1 protein-coding gene is annotated in these 21,004 nt (G+C 73.2%); it reads right to left on the bottom strand.

The genetic code is table 11. From position 1 onward, the window contains the following. A partial coding sequence (locus ACWEK3_RS36105) for an SDR family NAD(P)-dependent oxidoreductase (RefSeq protein WP_453251630.1) occupies positions 1 to 20,997 on the bottom strand: 20,997 nt, incomplete at its 3' end. Between the last annotated feature and the right edge of the window lie 7 nt (positions 20,998 to 21,004).

The raw sequence follows: 21,004 nt of genomic DNA, 5'->3' as shown, positions 1-21,004 counted from the left end.
CTCGGTGACCAGGCGCCACAGGTCCTCGGGCGAGGCCACCCCGCCGGGGTAGCGGCAGGCCATGCCCACGATGACGATCGGGTCGTCCGCCACGACCGCCGTGCCGCGCTGCACGATCTCCGCCTCGACCTCGGTGCCGAGGAGCTCGTCCAGGAGGAAGTCGACCAGGACCTCGACGGTCGGGTAGTCGAACACCATCGTGGCGGGCAGGCGCAGTCCGGTGACCGTGTTCAGGCGGTTGCGCAGTTCGACCGAGGTGAGCGAGTCGAAGCCGAGGTCCCGGAAGGCGCGCGTGGGGTGGACGGCTGTGGCGTCGGCGTGGCCGAGCACCAGGGCGACCTGGCCGCGGACGAGATCCACGAGCACTTCCCGACGTTCGACCGCGTCCAGGACGGCGAGCCGGTCGCGCAGACCGGTCGCCGTCGCCGAGCCCGCGACCGCCGCCCGGCGCGAGCTGCCCCGGATCAGCGAACGGAGCAGCGGCGGCACATCGCCCTGACCGCGCAGGGCGGGCAGGTCGAGCCGGACGGGCACGAGCGCGGCGTCGTCGGTGGACAGCGCGGCGTCGAAGAGGGCCAGACCCTGCTCGACGGCGAGCGGGGGCACTCCGGAGGCCGCGAGCCGCTCGAGTTCCGCTTCGGAGAGCGTGCCGGTCATGCCGCCGGTGCCGGTCTGCTCCCAGGGGCCCCAGGCCAGCGACAGACCCGGCAGACCCGCGGCCCGGCGGTGCTCCATCAGGGCGTCCAAGAAGGCATTGCCCGCCGCGTAGTTGGCCTGACCCGCATTACCGAAGACACCCGCGACCGACGAGAACACGACGAACGCGTCCAGATCCAGACCGCGCGTGGCCTGGTGCAGGTTCCAGGCCGCGTCCACCTTCGGACGCAGCACACCCGACAGCCGCTCCGGCGTGAGAGACGCGACCATGCCGTCGTCCAGCACACCGGCGCAGTGCACCACCGCCGACACCGGACGCGCGGCCACCAGCTCGGCCACCGCCGCACGGTCCGTCACATCACACGCCACGACCATGGCCCGCGCACCCGACTCCGCCAACTCCGCCACCAGCTCGACCGCACCCGCGGCCTCACCACCACGACGGCTGACCAGAACCAGATCACGCACCCCATGCTCGGCCACCAGATGACGCGCCAGCACCGCACCCAGACCACCGGTACCACCCGTGACCAGCACCGCACCCTCCCCGCCGAACGCCGAAACGGCCTCGGTGGCAGGGGCGGGACGGCGGACCAGACGGGCGGCACGGAGTTCGTCACCGCGCACCGCGAGCTGCGACTCGTCGGAGGCGAACGCGGCGGCCGGGAGGACGGGCAGGTCCTGCTCGGCGTCGAGGTCGACGAGGAGGAAGCGGCCGGGGTTCTCGGACTGCGCGGAGCGCACCAGGCCCCAGACCGCGGCGGCGGCCAGGTCGTGGCCGGTGGTCGCGCCCCGGGTCACGAAGACGAACCTCGTGGCGGCGTGACGCTCGTCCTCCAGCCGGGTCCGCACCAGTTCCAGCACGTGCCGAGTGAGGGCGTGGGTGACGGCCGGGGTGTCGGCCCCCTCCTCGTGCTCATGGGCGGCGACGGGCAGCAGCACCAGGTCGGGCAGCTCGGCGTCGTCCGTCAGGGACGCGCGCCGGCCGATCCCGGTGCCGGCCGCCCGCAGGCTCTCGACGAGCCCGAAGGGATCCTCACCGACGATCTCCGCCGTCGGCTCGGCGGCCTCCGCCGGGATGGCCGCGGTTCCGGTGACCGGGGTCCAGTCGAGGCGGAACAGGGAGTCGCGGACGAGTGCCGCGGCGGAGCCGAGCGCCTCCGCGGAGACGGCGCGCATGGTGAGCGCCCGGACGGCGGCCACGGGGGCGCCGGTGGTGTCGGCGACGGCCAGCGTCAGCGTGCCGTCAGTGTCGCGGCCGAGCCTGACGCGGACGGACGAGGCACCGGAGGCGAGCAGCGAGACGCCGTTCCAGGAGAACGGGACGCTGCCGGTCGTGCCGTCACCGGCCGGGGCCGCGAGCCAGGCGGCGTGCAGGCCGGCGTCGAGCAGCGCCGGGTGGAGGCCGAAGCTCTCGGCTTCCTTCTGTGCGCCGTCCGGCAGCGCGATCTCCGCGAACACCTCGTCGCCGCGGCGCCAGGCCGCCCGCAGGCCCTGGAAGGCGGGACCGTAGGCGAAGCCCTCGGCCTCGCGTGCCTCGTAGAAGCCGGTCAGGTCGACGGGCTCGGTGTTCACCGGCGGCCACACCGTGGCGTCGAACGGCGTGGCGGCCGTCGGGAGCCCGGTGGCGAGGACGCCAGTGGCGTGCTGAGTCCAGGGGGCGTCGGTGGACTGCTCCGGGCGCGAGTGGACCGTGACGGTACGGCGTCCGGCGGCGTCCGCGACGCCCACCCGCACCTGGGTGCGGACCGCGCCCTGCGCGGAGAGGACCAGCGGGGCGGCCAGGGTCAGCTCCTCGACGTGGTCGCAGCCGACCTCGTCGCCCGCGCGGACCGCCATCTCCAGGAGGGCCGTGCCCGGCAGCAGGACGGTGCCGTGGACGGCGTGGTCGGCCAGCCACGGGTGCGAGTGCAGCGACAGGCGCCCGGTGAAGACGAGGTCCTCGCCCTCGGCGAGTTCGACGACCGCGTTGAGCAGCGGGTGGGCTGCCGCGCTGATGCCGACGGAGTTGACGTCCGTGGCGTCGCGCTTGGCGACGGGCCAGAAGGGCCGGTGCTGGAAGGCGTAGGTCGGCAGTTCGAGGGGGCTGGCGCCGGTGGGGGCCAGGAACCCGGCCCAGTCGACGCGGGTGCCGGTGGCGTGCAGCCGGCCGAGGGCAGCCAGGGCCGCGCGCTCCTCGGCCGTGTTCTTGCGCAGCAGCGGGATCGTGACGGCTTCGTCGCCGGTCAGCGACTCCTGGGTCATAGCGGAGAGGACCCCGTCGGGACCCAGCTCCAGGAGCGTGGTCACACCCTGCTCTTCGAGCGTGGTCACCCCGTCGGCGAAGCGGACCGCCTCACGGACGTGGCGCACCCAGTACTCGGGCGAGCACAACTCCTCCGCCGAGGCCAGGGAACCGGTCAGGTTCGACACCACCGGGATGACCGGGGTGGCGTACGACAACTCCTCGGCCACTGTGCGGAACTCGTCCAGCATCGGGTCCATCAGGGGCGAGTGGAAGGCGTGGGACACCCGCAGGCGGGTGGTCTTGCGGTCGTCCGCCTCGAATCGCGCGGCCAGCTGCAGCACGGCGCCTTCGACGCCCGAAACGACCACGGACGCGGGTCCGTTGAGTGCGGCGATCGACACCTCGTCGGTGAGGTGCGGAGTGACCTCGTCCTCGGTGGCCTGGACGGCGACCATCGCGCCACCGGCCGGCAACGCCTGCATCAGACGACCACGAGCAGCCACCATGCGGGCCGCGTCCTCCAGCGAGAAGACACCGGCGACGTGCGCGGCGGCGATCTCACCGATGGAGTGGCCCGCCACGAAGTCCGGCGTCACTCCGAAGGACTCGACGAGGCGGTAGAGGGCGACTTCAACGGCGAACAGTGCGGGCTGAGTCCACCCCGTCTCGTTCAGCAGACCGGCGTCCTCACCCCACATCACCTCCCCCAGCGAACCACCCAACTCGCCATCCAGGACGGCGAGAACGGCATCCAGAGCCTCAGCGAACACCGGGAACCGGCCATACAACTCACGACCCATCCCCAACCGCTGCGAGCCCTGACCCGAGAACAGCGCCGCACGACGGCCCGAGGTGGGGGTGCCGGTGGCAACCGAGGGGTGGGGCTCGCCGGACGCGAGAGCGGCCAGGGCGTGCACCGTCTCCTCGTGCTCGGCGGCCAGCACCACGCCGCGGTGGGCGAACAGGGAACGCTGGGTCGCGAGGGAGAGCGCCACGTCGGCGGGGCGCAGTCCGGGCGCCAGCCGGACGTGCGTGAGCAGGCGGGCGGCTTGGTCGCGCAGCGCCTCAGGCGACCTGCCGGACAGCATCCACGGCACCACGGCGGGCTCCACCACGTCCGCCTCCGGCACCGAAGCGGCGACCACCATGCCCTGGATCACCTTCGCCGGCTGCTCCAGGATGACGTGGGCGTTGGTACCACTGATGCCGAAGGAGGAGACACCGGCGCGGCGCACCCGCTCCGTCTCGGGCCACTCGGTCTGCTCGGTGAGCAGCTCGACGGCACCGGCGCTCCAGTCGACGTGCGAGGACGGCTCGGTGATGTTGAGGGTGCGGGGCAGTACGCCGTGGCGCATCGCCATGACCATCTTGATGACACCGGCGACACCGGCCGCGGCCTGCGTGTGGCCCAGGTTGGACTTCACGGAGCCGAGCAGCAGGGGGCGGTCCTCCGGGCGGTTCTGGCCGTAGGTGGCGATCAGGGCCTGGGCCTCGATCGGGTCACCCAGCGTCGTACCCGTGCCGTGTGCCTCGACGACGTCCACATCGCCGGTCGAGAGCCCGCCACTGGCCAGTGCCTGGCGGATCACCCGCTGCTGGGACGGGCCGTTGGGGGCGGTGAGGCCGTTGGACGCACCGTCCTGGTTGACGGCGGAGCCACGGACCACGGCGAGAACATGGTGGCCGTTGCGGATCGCATCGGACTGCCGCTCCAGCAGGAGCATGCCGACACCCTCGGACCAGCCGACACCGTCCGCCGAGTCCGAGAACGCCTTGCACCGGCCGTCGGGCGACAGACCCCGCTGGCGGGAGAACTCGACGAACGCGGTGGGCGTCGACATCACGGTCACACCGCCCGCCAGGGCGAGCGAGCACTCACCCGACCGCAGTGCCTGGGCGGCCCAGTGCAGGGCCACCAGGGAGGACGAGCAGGCGGTGTCGACGGTGACGGCCGGCCCCTCGAAGCCGAAGGTGTACGAGACCCGGCCGGAAGCGACGCTGCCCGCGCTGCTGCCCTGGAAGCCCTCGAACTCCTCGCCGCCCAGCAGGTTGCCGTAGTCGTGGTACATGACGCCGGCGAACACACCGGTCGTGCTGCCGCGCAGGCTGTGCGGGTCGATACCGGCCCGCTCAATGGCCTCCCAGGAGGTCTCCAGCAGCAGGCGCTGCTGCGAGTCGGTGGCCATCGCCTCACGCGGGCTCATGCCGAAGAAGTCGGCGTCGAAGTCCGCGGCGTCGTGCAGGAATCCGCCGGAGCGGGTGTACGACGTGCCGGTGTGGGCCGGGTCCGGGTCGTACAGGGAGTCGACGTCCCAGCCGCGGTTGGCCGGGAAGTCGGAGATGGCGTCCGTACCCTCGCTGACCAGGCGCCACAGATCCTCGGGTGAGGCTACGTCGCCCGGGAAGCGGCAGGCCATGCCCACGATCACGATCGGATCGTCGTCCGTCGACGGCAGCAGCGTGACGGGGGTAAGCGTCCCGGCCTCGGCACCGAACAACACGGTGAGCAAGTGGTCGGCGAGCGCGGACAGCGTGGGATGGTCGAAGATCGCCGTCGCCGACAGGCGCAGACCGGTCGCGGTGCGCAGACGGTTGCGGAGTTCGACCGCGGTGAGGGAGTCGAAGCCGAGATCACGGAAGGCACGGTCGGCGTCGATGTCGGAACCGGCGGCGTGGCCGAGGACCAGGGCTGCGCTTGCACGCACCAGGTCGAGCAGGACCTCGTGGCGCTGCTCCCGGTCGAGCCGGGCGAGTCGCTGGACGAGTCCGGCGTCCGCGCCCTCGGCGGCGCCCGTCGCGGCGGCACGACGCACAGGGGTGCGGATCAGACCGCGCAGCAAGGCCGGGATCTCGGGCCGGCCCCGGAAGGCGGCGAGGTCCAGACGGCTGGTCACCACGGCGGCCTCGCCGATGGTGAGGGCCGCGTCGAAGAGGGCGAGACCCTGCTCGACCGTGATGAGCGGCATCCCGGACTCGGAAGCCCGGCGAACGTCACGCTCGTCGAGCCCGGCCGTCATCCCCGCGCCCTGCTGCCAGGGACCCCACACAAGGGAGATGGCGGGCAGGCCGAGGGACTGGCGGTGGGCGGTGAGGGCGTCCAGGAAGGCGTTGCCGGCCGCGTAGTTGGCCTGGCCCGCACCGCCGAAGACACCGGCGACGGACGAGAAGACCACGAACGCGTCCAGGTCCAGGTGACGTGTCACCTCGTGGAGGTTCCAGGCGCCGTCCACCTTGGGCCGCATCACGGCGGCGAGTCGTTCGCTGGTGAGCGAGTTCAGAACACCGTCGTCGAGGACACCGGCGGTGTGTACGACCGCGGTGAGCGGGTGCTCCGCGACCAGCGCGGCCACCGCGTCCCGGTCGGCGACGTCACACTCCACCACCGAGACCTCGGCACCCAGCTCCTCCAGCTCCGCCATCAACTCACCAGCGCCTGCGGCACCCAGACCGGAACGGCTGGTCAGCAGCAGACGCCGCACCCCCCGCTCCGCGACCAGGTGACGGGCCACCAGACCACCGAGACCACCGGTACCACCCGTCACCAGTACCGTTCCCTCCGGCGACCACATAGCCTCGGCTGCGGGATCGGCAGTGGCGCGGGTCAGGCGAGCGGCAAGAACCCGGCCGCCGCGCAGCGCGAGTTGCGGCTCGTCCAGGGCCAGGGCGCGAGCGAGAACCGATTCAGAGGCACCGTCAAGGTCGACCAACCCGAAGGCGCCGGGGTTCTCCGTCTGCGCGGAACGGACCAGACCCAACACGGCAGCGGCGGCAAGGTCGGTCACCGGGGCGTCGTCAGTGGAGACGGCACCCCGAGTGACGACGACCAAACGGGAACCGCTGAACCGGTCCTCCGCCAACCACTCCTGAAGCAGGGCCAGAACCGCAGCGGTCCGGGCGTGCACGGAGCCCGGCGTGTCATCGACGTCGAAACCGGCCGTCAGCGGAACAAGAACAGCACCGGGAACGGGCGCGTCGGCCGCGAGCAGGTCGGCGAGCGTCGCATACCGGACAGCGCCATCGCCCACGCCGTCGGCGAGGGCGTCCGTGTCCGGACCCAGCAGGGCAACGCCCGCGGAACCAGCGCCCTCCGGCAGCGGAACCGGGGTCCACTCCAGCCGGAACAACGCATCACGCAACTGACCGGCGTCGCTGGTCAACTGGTCGGCGTCGACCGGGCGCGCAATCAGCCGGGCGACGGAGACCACAGGCCGGCCGGCGGGGTCGACAGCGCTCACGGACATCGCATTCGCACCCGCCGGAGCAAGACGGACGCGCAGCGCGGTGGCACCGGAGGCGTGCAGGCTGACGCCCTCCCACGAGAACGGAAGACCACCGTCGTCATCGGTGAGCAACGCGGGGTGCAGGGCGGCGTCGAGAAGGGCGGGGTGTACGGCGAAACCGGCCGCGTCCTCGATGCCCCCCTCGGGCAGCGAGACCTCGGCATACAGCGTGTCACCGGCGCTCCAGGCCGCCGTCAGGCCCTGGAAGAGCGGACCGTAGGCAAAGCCACGAGCGGCGAAGCGCTCGTAGCAGCCCTCGGTGTCGAGGACCTCCGCTCCGGCCGGCGGCCACACGGTGGTGTCGAGGGCGGTGCCTGCGAGGGCGGTGTCGGACAGGGTGCCGGCGGCGTGCAGCGTCCAGGCCCCGTCGGTGGCGTCCTCGGGACGGGCGTGCACCGTGATGGCGCGCCGACCACCATCATCAGCGCCACCCACACGAACCTGGAGCAGAACGGCGCCGTCCTGCGGCAGGTTCAGCGGCGCGGCGAGGGTGAGTTCCTCGACCCGGTCGCAGCCGACCTCGTCGCCCGCGCGGATCGCAAGATCCAGGAATGCGGTGCCCGGCAGCAGGACGGTGCCCATGACGGCGTGGTCGGCGAGCCAGGGGTGCGACGGAAGGGAGAGACGACCGGTGAAGAGCACGCCTTCGCCCTCAGCGAGCTCCACCGAGCCGTTGAGCAGCGGGTGTCCGGCGGCGGTGAGGCCGACGGCCGCGGCGGCGGAGTGCGTGCCGCTCGGCCAGTAGGTGGTGCGCTGGAAGGCGTAGGTCGGCAGGTCGACGCGGGTGGCGCCGGTGCCGGCGAAGAAGGCGTTCCAGTCGAGCCGCAGGCCCGCCGTGTGCAGGGCGGCGAGGGCGGTCAGGGCAGCGGTCTCTTCGTCGCGGTCCTTGCGCAGCAGCGGGATAGTGACGGTCTCGTCGCCGGTCAGCGACTCCTGCGCCATCGCGGAGAGGACCCCGTCCGGGCCCAGCTCCAGGAACGTGGTCACACCCCGTTCCTCGAGCGTGCCCACCCCGTCGGCGAAGCGGACCGCCTCACGGACATGACGCACCCAGTACTCGGCCGAGCACAACTCCTCCGCCGAGGCCAGGGAACCCGTCAGGTTCGACACCACCGGAATCACCGGAGCGGCGTACGACAACCCCTCGGCCACCGCCCGGAACTCGTCCAGCATCGGATCCATCAACGGCGAGTGGAACGCGTGCGACACCCGCAGCATCGTCGCCTTACGGCCCTCCGCCTCGAACCGCGCCGCGACCTCCAGCGCGGCACCCTCCTCACCCGAGACGACCACCGACATAGGCCCGTTGACGGCGGCGATGGAGACGTCGCCGATGAGGTACGGGAGGACCTCGTCCTCGGTGGCCTGGACGGCGACCATCGCGCCACCGGCCGGCAGCGCCTGCATCAGACGACCACGGGCGGCCACCAGGCGGGCCGCGTCCTCCAGCGAGAAGACACCGGCGACGTGCGCCGCGGCGATCTCACCGATCGAGTGACCGGCCACGAAGTCCGGCCTCACACCCCACGACTCCACCAGCCCGTAGAGGGCCACCTCAACAGCGAACAGAGCGGGCTGAGTCCACCCCGTCTCGTTCAACAGACCGGCGTCCTCACCCCACATCACCTCCCGCAGCGAACCACCCAACTCACCATCAAGGACAGCCAGTACGGCATCCAGAGCCTCGGCGAACACCGGGAACCGGCCATACAACTCACGACCCATCCCCAGCCGCTGCGACCCCTGACCCGAGAACAACACCGCCCGGCGTCCGGCGAGGGTGCGGCCGGTGACGGCGGCGGAGTCCGCCTCGCCGTCGGCGAAGGCGGTCAGGGCGCGGAGGGCATCCTCCGGGCCGGTGGCCAGGACGACGGCGCGGTGGTCGAACGCGGAACGGCTGGTCGCCAGCGAGCAGCCCAGGTCGAGCGGGCGCAGCGCCGTGCGCTCGCGGACCGTGTCGAGCAGGCGGGCGGCCTGGTCGCGCAGCGCCTCAGGGGACTTACCGGAGAGGACCAGCGGGACGACGGCGGGTTCGGCACCGTCCGCTCCGGCCGTCTCCGGTGCCGGAGCGGCGACCGGCTGCTCCAGGATGACGTGGGCGTTGGTACCGCTGATGCCGAAGGAGGAGACACCGGCGCGACGCACCCGGTCCGTCTCGGGCCACTCGGCCTGTTCGGTGAGCAGCTCGACGGTGCCGGCGCTCCAGTCGACGTGGGACGACGGGGCGTCCACGTGCAGGGTGCGTGGCAGCACGCCGTGGCGCATCGCCATGACCATCTTGATGACACCGGCGACACCGGCCGCGGCCTGCGTGTGACCGATGTTCGACTTCAGCGAGCCGAGCCACAGGGGCTGCTCGTCGGTACGGTTCTGGCCGTAGGTGGCGATCAGAGCCTGGGCCTCGATCGGGTCACCCAGCGTCGTACCCGTGCCGTGTGCCTCGACGGCGTCCACGTCGCCGGTCGAGAGTCCACCGCTGGCGAGCGCCTGGCGGATCACCCGCTGCTGCGACGGACCGTTGGGGGCCGTCAGACCATTCGAGGCACCGTCCTGGTTGACGGCGGAGCCACGGACGACCGCGAGGATCTGATGACCGTCGCGGATCGCGTCCGACTGCCGCTCCAGCAGGAGCATGCCGACGCCCTCCGACCAGCCGACGCCGTCCGCCGACTCGGCGAACGCCTTGGAGCGGCCGTCGGGAGCGAGACCCCGCTGGCGGGAGAACTCGATGAACGTGCTGGGCGTCGACATGACGGTCACGCCACCGGCCAGGGCGAGTGAACACTCGCCGGACCGCAGTGCCTGGGCGGCCCAGTGCAGGGCGACCAGGGAGGATGAGCAGGCGGTGTCGACGGTGACGGCCGGGCCCTCGAAGCCGAAGGTGTACGAGACCCGGCCGGAAGCGACGCTGCCCGCGCTGCCCTGGCCCTGGAAGCCCTCGAACTCCTTGCCGCCCAGGAGGCTGCCGTAGTCGTGGTACATGACGCCGGCGAAGACGCCGGTGCGGCTGTCACGGAGGCTGTGCGGGTCGATACCGGCCCGCTCGATCGCCTCCCAGGAGGTCTCCAGCAGCAGGCGCTGCTGCGAGTCCGTCGCAAGCGCCTCGCGGGGGCTCATGCCGAAGAAGTCGGCGTCGAAGTCGCCCGCGTCGTGCAGGAATCCGCCGGAGCGGGTGTACGAGGTGCCGGTGTGTTCGGGGTCCGGGTGGTAGAGGCTGTCCACGTTCCAACCGCGGTTGGCCGGGAAGTCGGAGATGGCGTCCGTACCCTCGCTGACCAAGCGCCACAGGTCCTCGGGCGAGGCGACGTCGCCCGGGAAGCGGCAGGCCATGCCCACGATCACGATCGGGTCGTCTTCCGTCGACGGCAGCAGCGTGACGGGGGTAAGCGTCTCGGTCTCGGCACCGAACAACTCGGTGAGCAGATGGTCGGCGAGCGCGGACAGCGTGGGATGGTCGAAGACCATGGTGGCCGACAGGCGCAGACCGGTGGCGGTGCGCAGACGGTTGCGGAGTTCGACCGCGGTGAGGGAGTCGAAGCCGAGATCACGGAAGGCACGGTCGGCGTCGATGTCGGAACCGGCGGCATGGCCGAGGACCAGGGCTGCGCTCGCACGCACCAGGTCGAGCAGCACCTCGTGGCGCTGCTCCCGGTCGAGCCGGGCCAGCCGCTGGACCAGTCCGGCGTCCGCGCCCTCGGCGGCCCCGGTCGCGGCGGCACGACGCACAGGCGTGCGGATCAGCCCACGCAGCAAGGCCGGGATCTCCGGCCGACCGCGGAAGCCAGCAAGGTCCAAGCGGCTGGTCACCACGGCAGCCTCACCAGTGGTGAGAGCGGCGTCGAAGAGGGCCAGACCCTGCTCGACGGTGATGAGCGGCATCCCGGACTCGGCAGCCCGACGAACGTCACGCTCATCCAGCCCGGCCGTCATCCCCGCGCCCTGCTGCCAGGGACCCCACGCAAGGGAGACGGCGGGCAGGCCGAGGGACTGGCGGTGAGCGGCGAGAGCGTCCAGGAAAGCGTTACCGGCCGCGTAGTTGGCCTGGCCGGCGCCACCGAACACACCGGCGACGGACGAGAAGACCACGAACGCGTCCAGATCCAGGTGACGTGTCGCCTCATGCAGGTTCCACGCGCCGTCCACCTTGGGCCTCAACACCGTGGCAAGCCGCTCGCCGGTCAGCGAGCCGAGCACACCGTCATCGAGGACGCCCGCCGTGTGCACCACCGCGGTGAGCGGGTGCTCCGCGACCAGCGCGGCCACCGCGTCCCGGTCGGCGACATCACACGCCACCACCGAAACCACGGCACCCAGCCCCTCCAGCTCCGCCACCAACTCACCGGCGCGTGCGGCAGCGAGACCGGAACGACTGGTCAGCAGCAGACGCCGCACCCCCCGCTCCGCGACCAGGTGACGGGCCACCAGACCACCGAGACCACCGGTACCACCCGTCACCAGTACCGTCCCCTCCGACGACCACACGGCCTCGGCTGCGGGGTCGGCGGTGGCACGGGTCAGGCGGGCGGCAAGGGCACGACCGCCACGCAGCGCGAGCTGCGGCTCGTCCAGGGCCAGCGCGCGCGTAAGGACGGAGTCAGAGGCATCGTCGAGGTCGACCAACCCGAAGGCGCCGGGGTTCTCCGTCTGCGCGGAACGGACCAGGCCCAACACGGCAGCGGCGGCAAGGTCGGTCACCGGGGCATCGTCAGTAGCGACAGCGCCCCGGGTCACAAGCACCAGACGGGAACCGCTGAACCGGTCCTCCGCCAACCACTCCTGAAGCAGGGCCAGAACCGCAGCGGTCCGCACGTGCACGGAACCCGGCGTGTCATCGACGTCGAAACCGGCGGTCAACGGAACCAATACAGCACCGGGTACCGGCGCGTCGGCCGCCAGCAGATCGGCGAGCGTCGCGTACTGGACCGCGCCGTCGCCGAGAGCTTCCGCCAGGCCGTCGGTGTCCGAACCGAGCAGGGCAACACCCGCGGAACCAGCCCCCTCCGGCAGCGGGACCGGGGTCCACTCCAGCCGGAACAACGCATCACGCAGGTGTCCGGCACCGCCGGTCAACTGGTCGGCGTCGACCGGGCGCGCAAGCAGCCGCGCGACGGAGACCACAGGCCGGCCGGCCGGGTCCACCGCCGTCACGGACAGCGCGTTCTCCGCCACCGGGGCAAGACGCACGCGCAGCGCCGTCGCACCCGAAGCATCCAGGCTGACGCCCTCCCACGAGAACGGAAGACCACCGTCGTCATCGGTGAGCAACGCGGGGTGCAGGGCGGCGTCGAGCAGCGCGGGGTGTACGGCGAAACCGGCCGCGTCCTCGATGCCCTCCTCGGGCAGCGAGACCTCGGCATACAGCGCCTCACCGGCGCTCCAGGCCGCCGTCAGGCCCTGGAAGAGCGGACCGTAGGCAAAGCCACGGGCGGCGAAACGCTCGTAGCAGCCCTCGGCGTCAACGGCCTCCGCGCCGGCAGGCGGCCACACACTGGTGTCGAGGGCGGTGCCTGCGAGGGCGGTGTCGGACAGGGTGCCGGCGGCGTGCAGCGTCCAGGCCCCGTCGGTGGCGTCCTCGGGACGGGCGTGCACCGTAATGGCGCGCCGACCACCATCATCAGCGCCACCCACACGAACCTGGAGCAGAACGGCGCCGTCCTGCGGCAGGTTCAGCGGCGCGGCGAGGGTGAGTTCCTCGACCCGGTCGCTGCCGACCTCGTCACCCGCACGGATCGCAAGATCCAGGAATGCGGTGCCCGGCAGCAGGACGGTGCCCATGACGGCGTGGTCGGCGAGCCAGGGGTGGGACTGAAGCGACAGCCGACCGGTGAGCAACACGCCCTCACCGCCGGGAAGTTCCACGGCGGCGCCGAGCAGCGGGTGGGAGGCGGCGCCGAGTCCGGCGGCGCGCATGTCGTGCGGATGCGCCGCTCGGGCCGTGGGCCAGAACCAGCGGTGCTGGAAGGCGTAGGTCGGCAGATCGACGCGGGCGACCCCGCCGCCGGTGAACGCGGTCGTCCAGTCGGCGTCGATGCCGAGGACGTGCAGCCGGCACAGGGCGGTGACGAGGGACTGCTCCTCGTCCCGGTCCTTGCGCAGCAGCGGCACGGTGACGGCGCCCTCGGTGGCGGACTGCTGTGCCATGGCGGAGAGCACGCCGTCGGGGCCGAGTTCGACGAAGGTGGTGACGCCGTGCTCGCCGAGGGTGCCGACGCAGTCGGCGAACCGGACGGCCTCGCGGACGTGACGCACCCAGTAGTCGGCCGAGCACAGCTCCTCGGCCGTGGCGAGAGTGCCGGTCAGGTTCGACACCACCGGAATCACCGGCGCCGCGAACGCCAGCCCTTCGACCACCTCCCGGAACTCGTCGAGCATCGGGGTCATCAGCGGCGAGTGGAAAGCGTGGCTGACGCGCAGCCGGCTGGTGCGCCGTCCCTGCTCGGTGAAGTGCCCGGCGATCGCCAGGGCGGCGTCCTCGGCTCCGGAGACGACCACGGACGACGGTCCGTTGACGGCGGCGATGGAGACGTCGTCGGTGAGAAGCGGGAGGACCTCGTCCTCGGTGGCCTCCACGGCGATCATGGCGCCGCCCTCGGGCAGTGCCTGCATGAGGGCCGCGCGGGCGGCGACGAGACGGCAGGCGTCCTCCAGGGAGAGCACCCCGGCGACGTGCGCGGTGGCGATCTCGCCGATGGAGTGGCCGGCCACGAAGTCCGGTCGCACACCCCACGATTCCACCAGGCGGTAGAGAGCGACCTCGACGGCGAACAGCGCGGGCTGGGTCCACCCGGTCTCGTTCAGCAGGCCGGCGTCCCCACCCCACATCAGCTCCCGCAGCGAACCGTCCAACTCGCCGTCCAGGAGCGCCAGTACGGCGTCCAGGGTCTCGGCGAACACCGGGAACCGGCCGTACAGCTCACGGCCCATCCCCAACCGCTGCGAGCCCTGGCCGGAGAACAGGAACGCGGTGCGGCCGCCGTGGGCGGTGCCGGTCAGCACCGCGCTGTCGTCGGTCCCGGCGGCGAGGGCCGCGAGGGCGCGCAGCGCCTCGGTGCGGTCGGCGCCGGTGACGACGGCGCGGTGGTCGAAGACGGAGCGGCTGGTGAGCAGGGAGTACGCGATGTCGGCGGGGCGGGCCTCGGGGTGGGTCTCGACATGGGCGAGCAGCCGGGCGGCCTGGTCGCGCAGGGCCTCGGGGGTCTTGGCGGACAGCGGCCAGGGGGCGGCCGGGAGTTCCTCGGCGGGGCCGCTCGAGGCGGCCGGGGCCGGGGTGGCGGCCGGCTGCTCGATGATGACGTGGGCGTTGGTGCCGCTGATGCCGAAGGAGGAGACACCGGCGCGGCGCACGCGGTCCGTCTCGGGCCATTCGGTCTGCTCGGTGAGCAGTTCGACGGTGCCGGCGCTCCAGTCGACGTGCGAGGACGGGGCGTCCACGTGCAGGGTCCGCGGGAGCACACCGTGCCGCATCGACATGATCATCTTGATGACGCCGGCGACGCCCGCGGCGGCCTGGGTGTGGCCGATGTTGGACTTCACCGAGCCGAGCCACAGGGGCCGCTCGGGGTCGCGGTCGCGGCCGTAGGTGGCGATGAGCGCCTGGGCCTCGATGGGGTCGCCCAGCGTCGTACCCGTGCCGTGCGCCTCGACGACGTCCACGTCACCGGTCGAGAGTCCACCGCTGGCCAGCGCCTGGCGGATGACACGCTGCTGCGAGGGACCATTCGGAGCCGTCAGACCGTTGGAGGCGCCGTCCTGGTTGACGGCGGAGCCACGCAGCACGGCGAGGATCTCGTGTCCGTTGCGGATCGCGTCGGACCGGCGCTCCAGGACGAGCATGCCGACGCCCTCGGACCAGGCGACGCCGTCGGCGGCCTCGGCGAACGCCTTGGAGCGGCCGTCCGCGGCGAGGCCCCGCTGGCGGGAGAAGTCGACGAAGGTGCTGGGCGTCGACATGACGGTGACACCGCCGGCCAGGGCGAGCGTGCACTCCCCCGTGCGCAGCGCCTGGGCGGCGAGGTGCATGCCGACGAGGGAGGAGGAGCAGGCGGTGTCGACGGTGACGGCGGGGCCCTCCAGGCCCAGGGTGTACGAGACTCGGCCGGAGGCGACGCTGGGGGCGCTGCCGTTGCCGCGGAAGGCCTCGTACTCGTCGCCGGTGAGGAGGGTGCCGTAGTCGTTGTACATGACGCCGGCGAAGACCCCGGTGCGGCTGCCGCGGAGGCTGAGCGGGTCGATGCCGGCCCGCTCGACGGCCTCCCAGGACAGTTCGAGCAGCAGGCGCTGCTGGGAGTCGGTGGAGAGTGCCTCGCGCGGGCTCATGCCGAAGAAGTCGGCGTCGAACGAGCCGGCGTCGTGCAGGAACCCGCCGGCGCGCACGTAGGTGTGTCCGGGGCGGTCGGGCTCCGGGTCGTAGAGGTTGTCGACGTCCCAGCCGCGGTTGACGGGGAACGGGCCGGTCGCGTCGGCGCCCTCGCTGACCAGGCGCCACAGATCCTCGGGCGAGGTGACGCCGCCCGGGTAGCGGCACGCCATGCCGACGATGACGATCGGGTCGTCGATGGTGGCCGGGAGGGCGCCGACGGGGGCGGGCAGGGGTGTGTCGTCGCCGGCGCCGAGGAGTTCGTCGCGCAGGTGGGCGGCGAGCGCGTTCGGCGTCGGGTAGTCGAACACCATGGTCGCGGGCAGGCGCAGACCGGTGGCGGCGTTGAGGCCGTTACGCAGTTCGACCGCGGTCAGCGAGTCGAAGCCGAGGTCCTGGAACTGGCGGGCCGCCTCCACCTGGTCGGCGTCGGCGTGGCCGAGGACCTGGGCGATCTGGGTGCGGACCAGGGCGAGGAGGGTCTCGCGACGGGCGTCGGCGTCCAGGCCGGCCAGTCGCTGGGCGAGGCTGTCGGCGGTCACCGACACCTGGGCGGCGGCGCGGCGCACGGTGGTGCGGATCAGTCCGCGCAGCAGCGGCGCGATCTCGCCCTGGGTGCGCAGCACGGCCAGATCGAGGCGGACCGGCAGGAGGGCGGGGCCGCCGGTGGCGAGGGCCGCGTCGAAGAGGGCGAGGCCCTGCTCGACGGTGAGCGGGGGCATGCCGGAGCGTGCGATGCGCTCGACGTCGATGTCGGACAGCGTGCTGGTCATGCCGACGCTCTGGGTCCAGGGGCCCCAGGCGAGGGAGGTGGCGGGCAGGCCGAGGGCGTGGCGGTGGGCGGCGAGGGCGTCCAGGAAGGCGTTGCCGGCCGCGTAGTTGCCCTGTCCGGGGCTGCCGAGGGTGGCGGCGACGGACGAGAAGAGGACGAACGCGTCGAGGTCCAGGTCCCGGGTGAGCTCGTGCAGGTGCCAGGCGGCGTCGGCCTTGGGGCGCAGCACGGGGTCGAGGCGCTCGGGGGTGAGGGAGCCGATGACGCCGTCGTCGACCACGCCGGCGGTGTGCACGACGGCGCTCAGCGGGTGCGCTGCGGGCACCCGGGCGAGGAGGGCGGTGAGCGCGTCCCGGTCGGTGACGTCGCAGGCGGCGACGTCGACCAGGGCGCCGAGTCCGGTGAGTTCGTCGACGAGGGAGCGGGCGCCGTCGGCGTCCGGGCCGCGGCGGCTGGCGAGCAGCAGGTGGCGGACGCCGCGTTCGGTGACGAGGTGGCGGGCGAGGACGCCGCCGAGTCCGCCGGTGCCGCCGGTGATCAGGACGGTGCCGTCCGGGTTCCAGTCGGCGGGGGTGTCGGGCGCGGGCACCCGGGCCAGCCGGGCGGTGAGCACGTCGGAGCCGCGTACGGCGAGGTCGGGTTCGTCGTACGCGGCGGCCAGGGCCGTCACCAGGGCGGCGGGGGCGGCGGGGGTGTCGGTGCCGAGGTCGAGGAGGGCGAAGCGGCCGGGGTTCTCGGTGCGGGCGGTGCGGATCAGACCGGCGGCCGCGGCGGCCGGGAGGTCACGACCCGCGGTGGCGTCGCGGGTGACGAGGACGAGCCGGGCGTCGGCGAACCGGTCCTCCGTCAGCCAGTGCTGGGCCAGGCCGAGTACGGCGGCGGTGGTGGTGTGGGCGGCGTCGGCGGCCGGGGTGTCCGGGGCGCCGGGCAGGGCGGTGAGCACGGTCTCGGGCACCGGGGCGGTGTCCGCGGCCAGCGCGGCCAGGTCGGGGTGGGAGGCGACCCGGACGCCAGTGGCGCGCAGCGTGTCGGCGAGGCCGGCCGGGTCGGCGCCGACGAGGGCGACGGTCTCCGGGGGCTGCCCGGGCAGGCTCCGCAGCGGGGTCCACTCGACGTGGAAGAGGGAGTCGCGGTGGACGGCCCCGGCGGTGCCGGGGGTGTCCTTGGGGACGGCGCGGGAGACCAGGGAGTCCACGGACAGGACGGTGTCGCCCGCGGTGTCGTACACGGCGATGGAGACGGTGTCCTCGCCCGCGGAGGTGATCCGGGCGCGGACGGTGGTGGCGCCGGAGGCGGCGAGGTGCACGCCCTGCCAGGCGAACGGCAGCCCGCCCCGGCTGATGGCGCCGAGGTCGGTGTAGGCGGCGGAGTGCTGGGCGGCGTCGAGGAGCGCGGGGTGCAGGCCGAAGTCGGCGGGGTCGGTACCGGCGTTCTCGGGGACGGCGACCTCGGCGAACACGTCGGTGCCGCGGCGCCAGGCGGCGCGCAGGCCCCGGAAGGCGGGCCCGTAGTCGAAGCCGAGGCCGGCGAGGCGCTCGTAGCAGCCGTCGAGGTCGACCTGCTCGGCGCCGGCGGGCGGCCACACGGTGGCGTCGAAGGCGGCGTCCGGGGCGCCGGCGCCGGTAGTGAGGACGCCGGTGGCGTGCTGCGACCAGGGCAGGTCGAAGCCGTCCTCGACACGGGAGAAGATGCCGAGCGGGCGGCGGCCCGCGGGGTCGGGGGCGCCCACCCGGACCTGGAGCTGGACGGCGCCGCGTTCGGGGAGCACCAGCGGGGCGGCGAGGGTGAGTTCCTCGACGCGGTCGCAGCCGGCCTCGTCGCCCGCGCGGATGGCGAGTTCGACGAAGGCGGTGCCGGGCAGCAGGGCGCGCCCCTGGACGCCGTGGTCGGCGAGCCAGGGGTGGGAGTGGACGGAGAGCCTGCTGGTGAACAGGAACCCTTCGTCGTCGGCGAGTTCGACGGCCGCGCCGAGCAGCGGGTGGTCGGCGGAGCCGAGTCCGGCGGCGGCGACGTCCTGGGCAGCGCGGCCCGCGGCCGGCCAGAACCGCTGGTTCTGGAAGGGGTAGGTGGGCAGGTCGGCGCGCTGGGCGCCGGTGGTGTCGAAGAGGCCGGCCCAGCGGACGGTGAGGCCGCGGACGTGCACCCGGGCGAGTCCGGTGAGGGCGGACTCCTCCTCGGGACGGTCCTTGCGCAGCAGCGGGACGGCGGTGGTGCCCTCGGGCAGCGACTCCTGCGCCATCGCGGACAGCACACCGTCGGGGCCGACTTCGAGGAGGGTGGTGACGCCGCGGCCGGCGAGGGCGGTGACGCCGTCGGCGAAGCGGACGGCCTCGCGGACGTGGCGGACCCAGTAGTCGGCGGTGCACAGGTCGGCGGGGTCGGCCATGGTGCCGGTCAGGTTGGAGACGACCGGGATGCGCGGCTCGTGGTAGGTGAGGCCCCGCGCGACGCCCCGGAACTCCTCCAGCATCGGGTCCATGAGCGGCGAGTGGAAGGCGTGGCTGACCCGCAGCCGGGTGGTCCTGCGGTCCTGCGCCTCGAAGTGGGCGGCGATCGCGGCGACTTCGTCCTCGTCGCCGGCGACGACCACCGACGACGGCCCGTTGACCGCGGCGATCGAGACCCGCTCCGTCAGATGCGGGAGCACCTCTTCCTCGGTGGCGCGCACCGCGAGCATCGCACCGCCCCGCGGCAGCTCCTGCATCAGGCGGGCGCGGGCGGCGACCAGCGTGCACGCGTCCTGAAGCGACAGCACCCCGGCGACATGCGCGGCGGCGATCTCACCGATGGAGTGGCCGCCGACGTAGTCGGGGGTGACACCCAGGGAGGAGACGAGGCGGTAGAGGGCGACCTCGACGGCGAACAGCGCGGGCTGGGTCCAGCCGGTCTCGCTGAGGAGTTCGGCGTCGGAGCCCCAGACGACCTCGCGCAGCGGGCGGTCGGTGTGGCGGTCGACGAGGGCGGCGATCTCGTCGAAGGCCTCGGCGAACACCGGGAAGCGGGCGTGCAGTTCGCGGCCCATGCCGAGGCGCTGGGAGCCCTGGCCGGAGAACAGGAGGGCACAGGCGCCGTCGTCGACCGAGCCGTGGGCGATCTCGGTGGCGCCCGAGGTGTCGGTGCCGTCGCAGAGCAGGACGGCGCGGTGCTCGAAGGTGGCGCGTCCGTCGGCGAGCGCGAAGCCGATGTCGAGCGGATCGGCGCCCGGGTGGGCCGCGAGGTGGGCGGCGAGGCGCTCGCGCTGGGCGTCGAGCGCGGCGGCGGTACGGCCGGACAGGGTCCATGGGACGAGCGCGGGGCGGACGGCGGGGTCCGGGGCGGGGCGCTCGGGAGCGGTGGGGGCCTGTTCGAGGATGAGGTGGGCGTTGGTGCCGCTGATGCCGAAGGAGGAGACACCGGCCCGGCGGGCGCGGCCGCTCTCGGGCCAGTCGACGGCGCGGTGGAGGAGTTCGACCGCGCCGGCGGTCCAGTCGACGTTGCTGGTCGGCCGGTCGGAGTGGAGGCTCCGGGGCAGGACGCCGTGCTGGATCGCCATGATCATCTTGATCACGCCGGCGGCGCCGGAGGCGGCCTGGGCGTGCCCGATGTTCGACTTGACGGAGCCGAGCCACAGCGGCCGTCCGCGGTCCTGGCCGTAGGTGGCGAGCAGCGCCTGTGCCTCGATCGGGTCGCCGAGGGTGGTGCCGGTGCCGTGCGCCTCGACCGCGTCGACGTCCGCGCCGGTCAGGTGCGCGCTGTCCAGGGCGGCGCGGATGACGCGCTGCTGGGACGGGCCGTTGGGGGCGGTGAGGCCGTTGGAGGCGCCGTCCTGGTTGATGGCGGAGCCGCGCAGCACGGCGAGGACCGGGCGGCCCTCGCGCTGGGCGTCGGACAGCCGCATCAGGATGAACAGGCCGGCGCCCTCGGCCCAGCCGGTGCCGTCGGCGTCGCCGGAGAACGGCTTGCAGCGGCCGTCGGCGGCCAGTCCGCTCTGCGAGGTGAACGCGACGAACGGGTGGGGCGTCGCCATGACGGAGGCGCCGCCCGCCAGGGCCAGGGAGCATTCGCCGCCCCGCAGGGCCTGCACGGCCAGGTGCAGGGAGACGAGCGACGAGGAGCAGCCGGTGTCGACGGTGACCGCCGGGCCCTCGGCGCCCAGGAAGTAGGAGAGCCGGCCGGAGATCACGCTGGCGGCGTGGCCGGTGGTGGAGTACACCTCGGCGTCCTCGTCGGACGATTTGATGACCTCCGCGTAGTCCTGGCCCGTGGTGCCCATGAACACCCCCGTGCGGCTGCCGCGCAGCGTGGAGGGGTCGATGCCGGCCCGCTCCAGGGCCTCCCAGGCGATCTCCAGGAGGATGCGCTGCTGCGGGTCCATGGCGACGGCCTCGCGGGGCGAGATGCCGAAGAACCCGGCGTCGAACCCGGCGGCGTCCTGAAGGAAGCCGCCGACCTGGGCGAGGCTGCTGCCCTCGCCGCCGCCCGCCAGCCGGTCCAGGTCCCAGCCGCGGTCGGTCGGGAACGGGCCGATGACGTCGCGGCCCTGGGCGACGAGCTCCCACAGGTCCTCGGGGGAGGCGACGCCGCCGGGGAAGCGACAGCCGATGCCGACGACGGCGATCGGCTCCGCGGCCGAGGCGACCAGCTGCTCGTTCTGCTTGCGCAGCCGCTCGATCTCCTTCAGGGACGACCGCAGCGCCTCGACGTACTTGTTGGGGGACGTGCTCATCGTGTTC

The organism is Streptomyces sp. NPDC004721, assembly GCF_053601495.1.
This window is presented reverse-complemented; position numbering and strand designations above follow the sequence as displayed.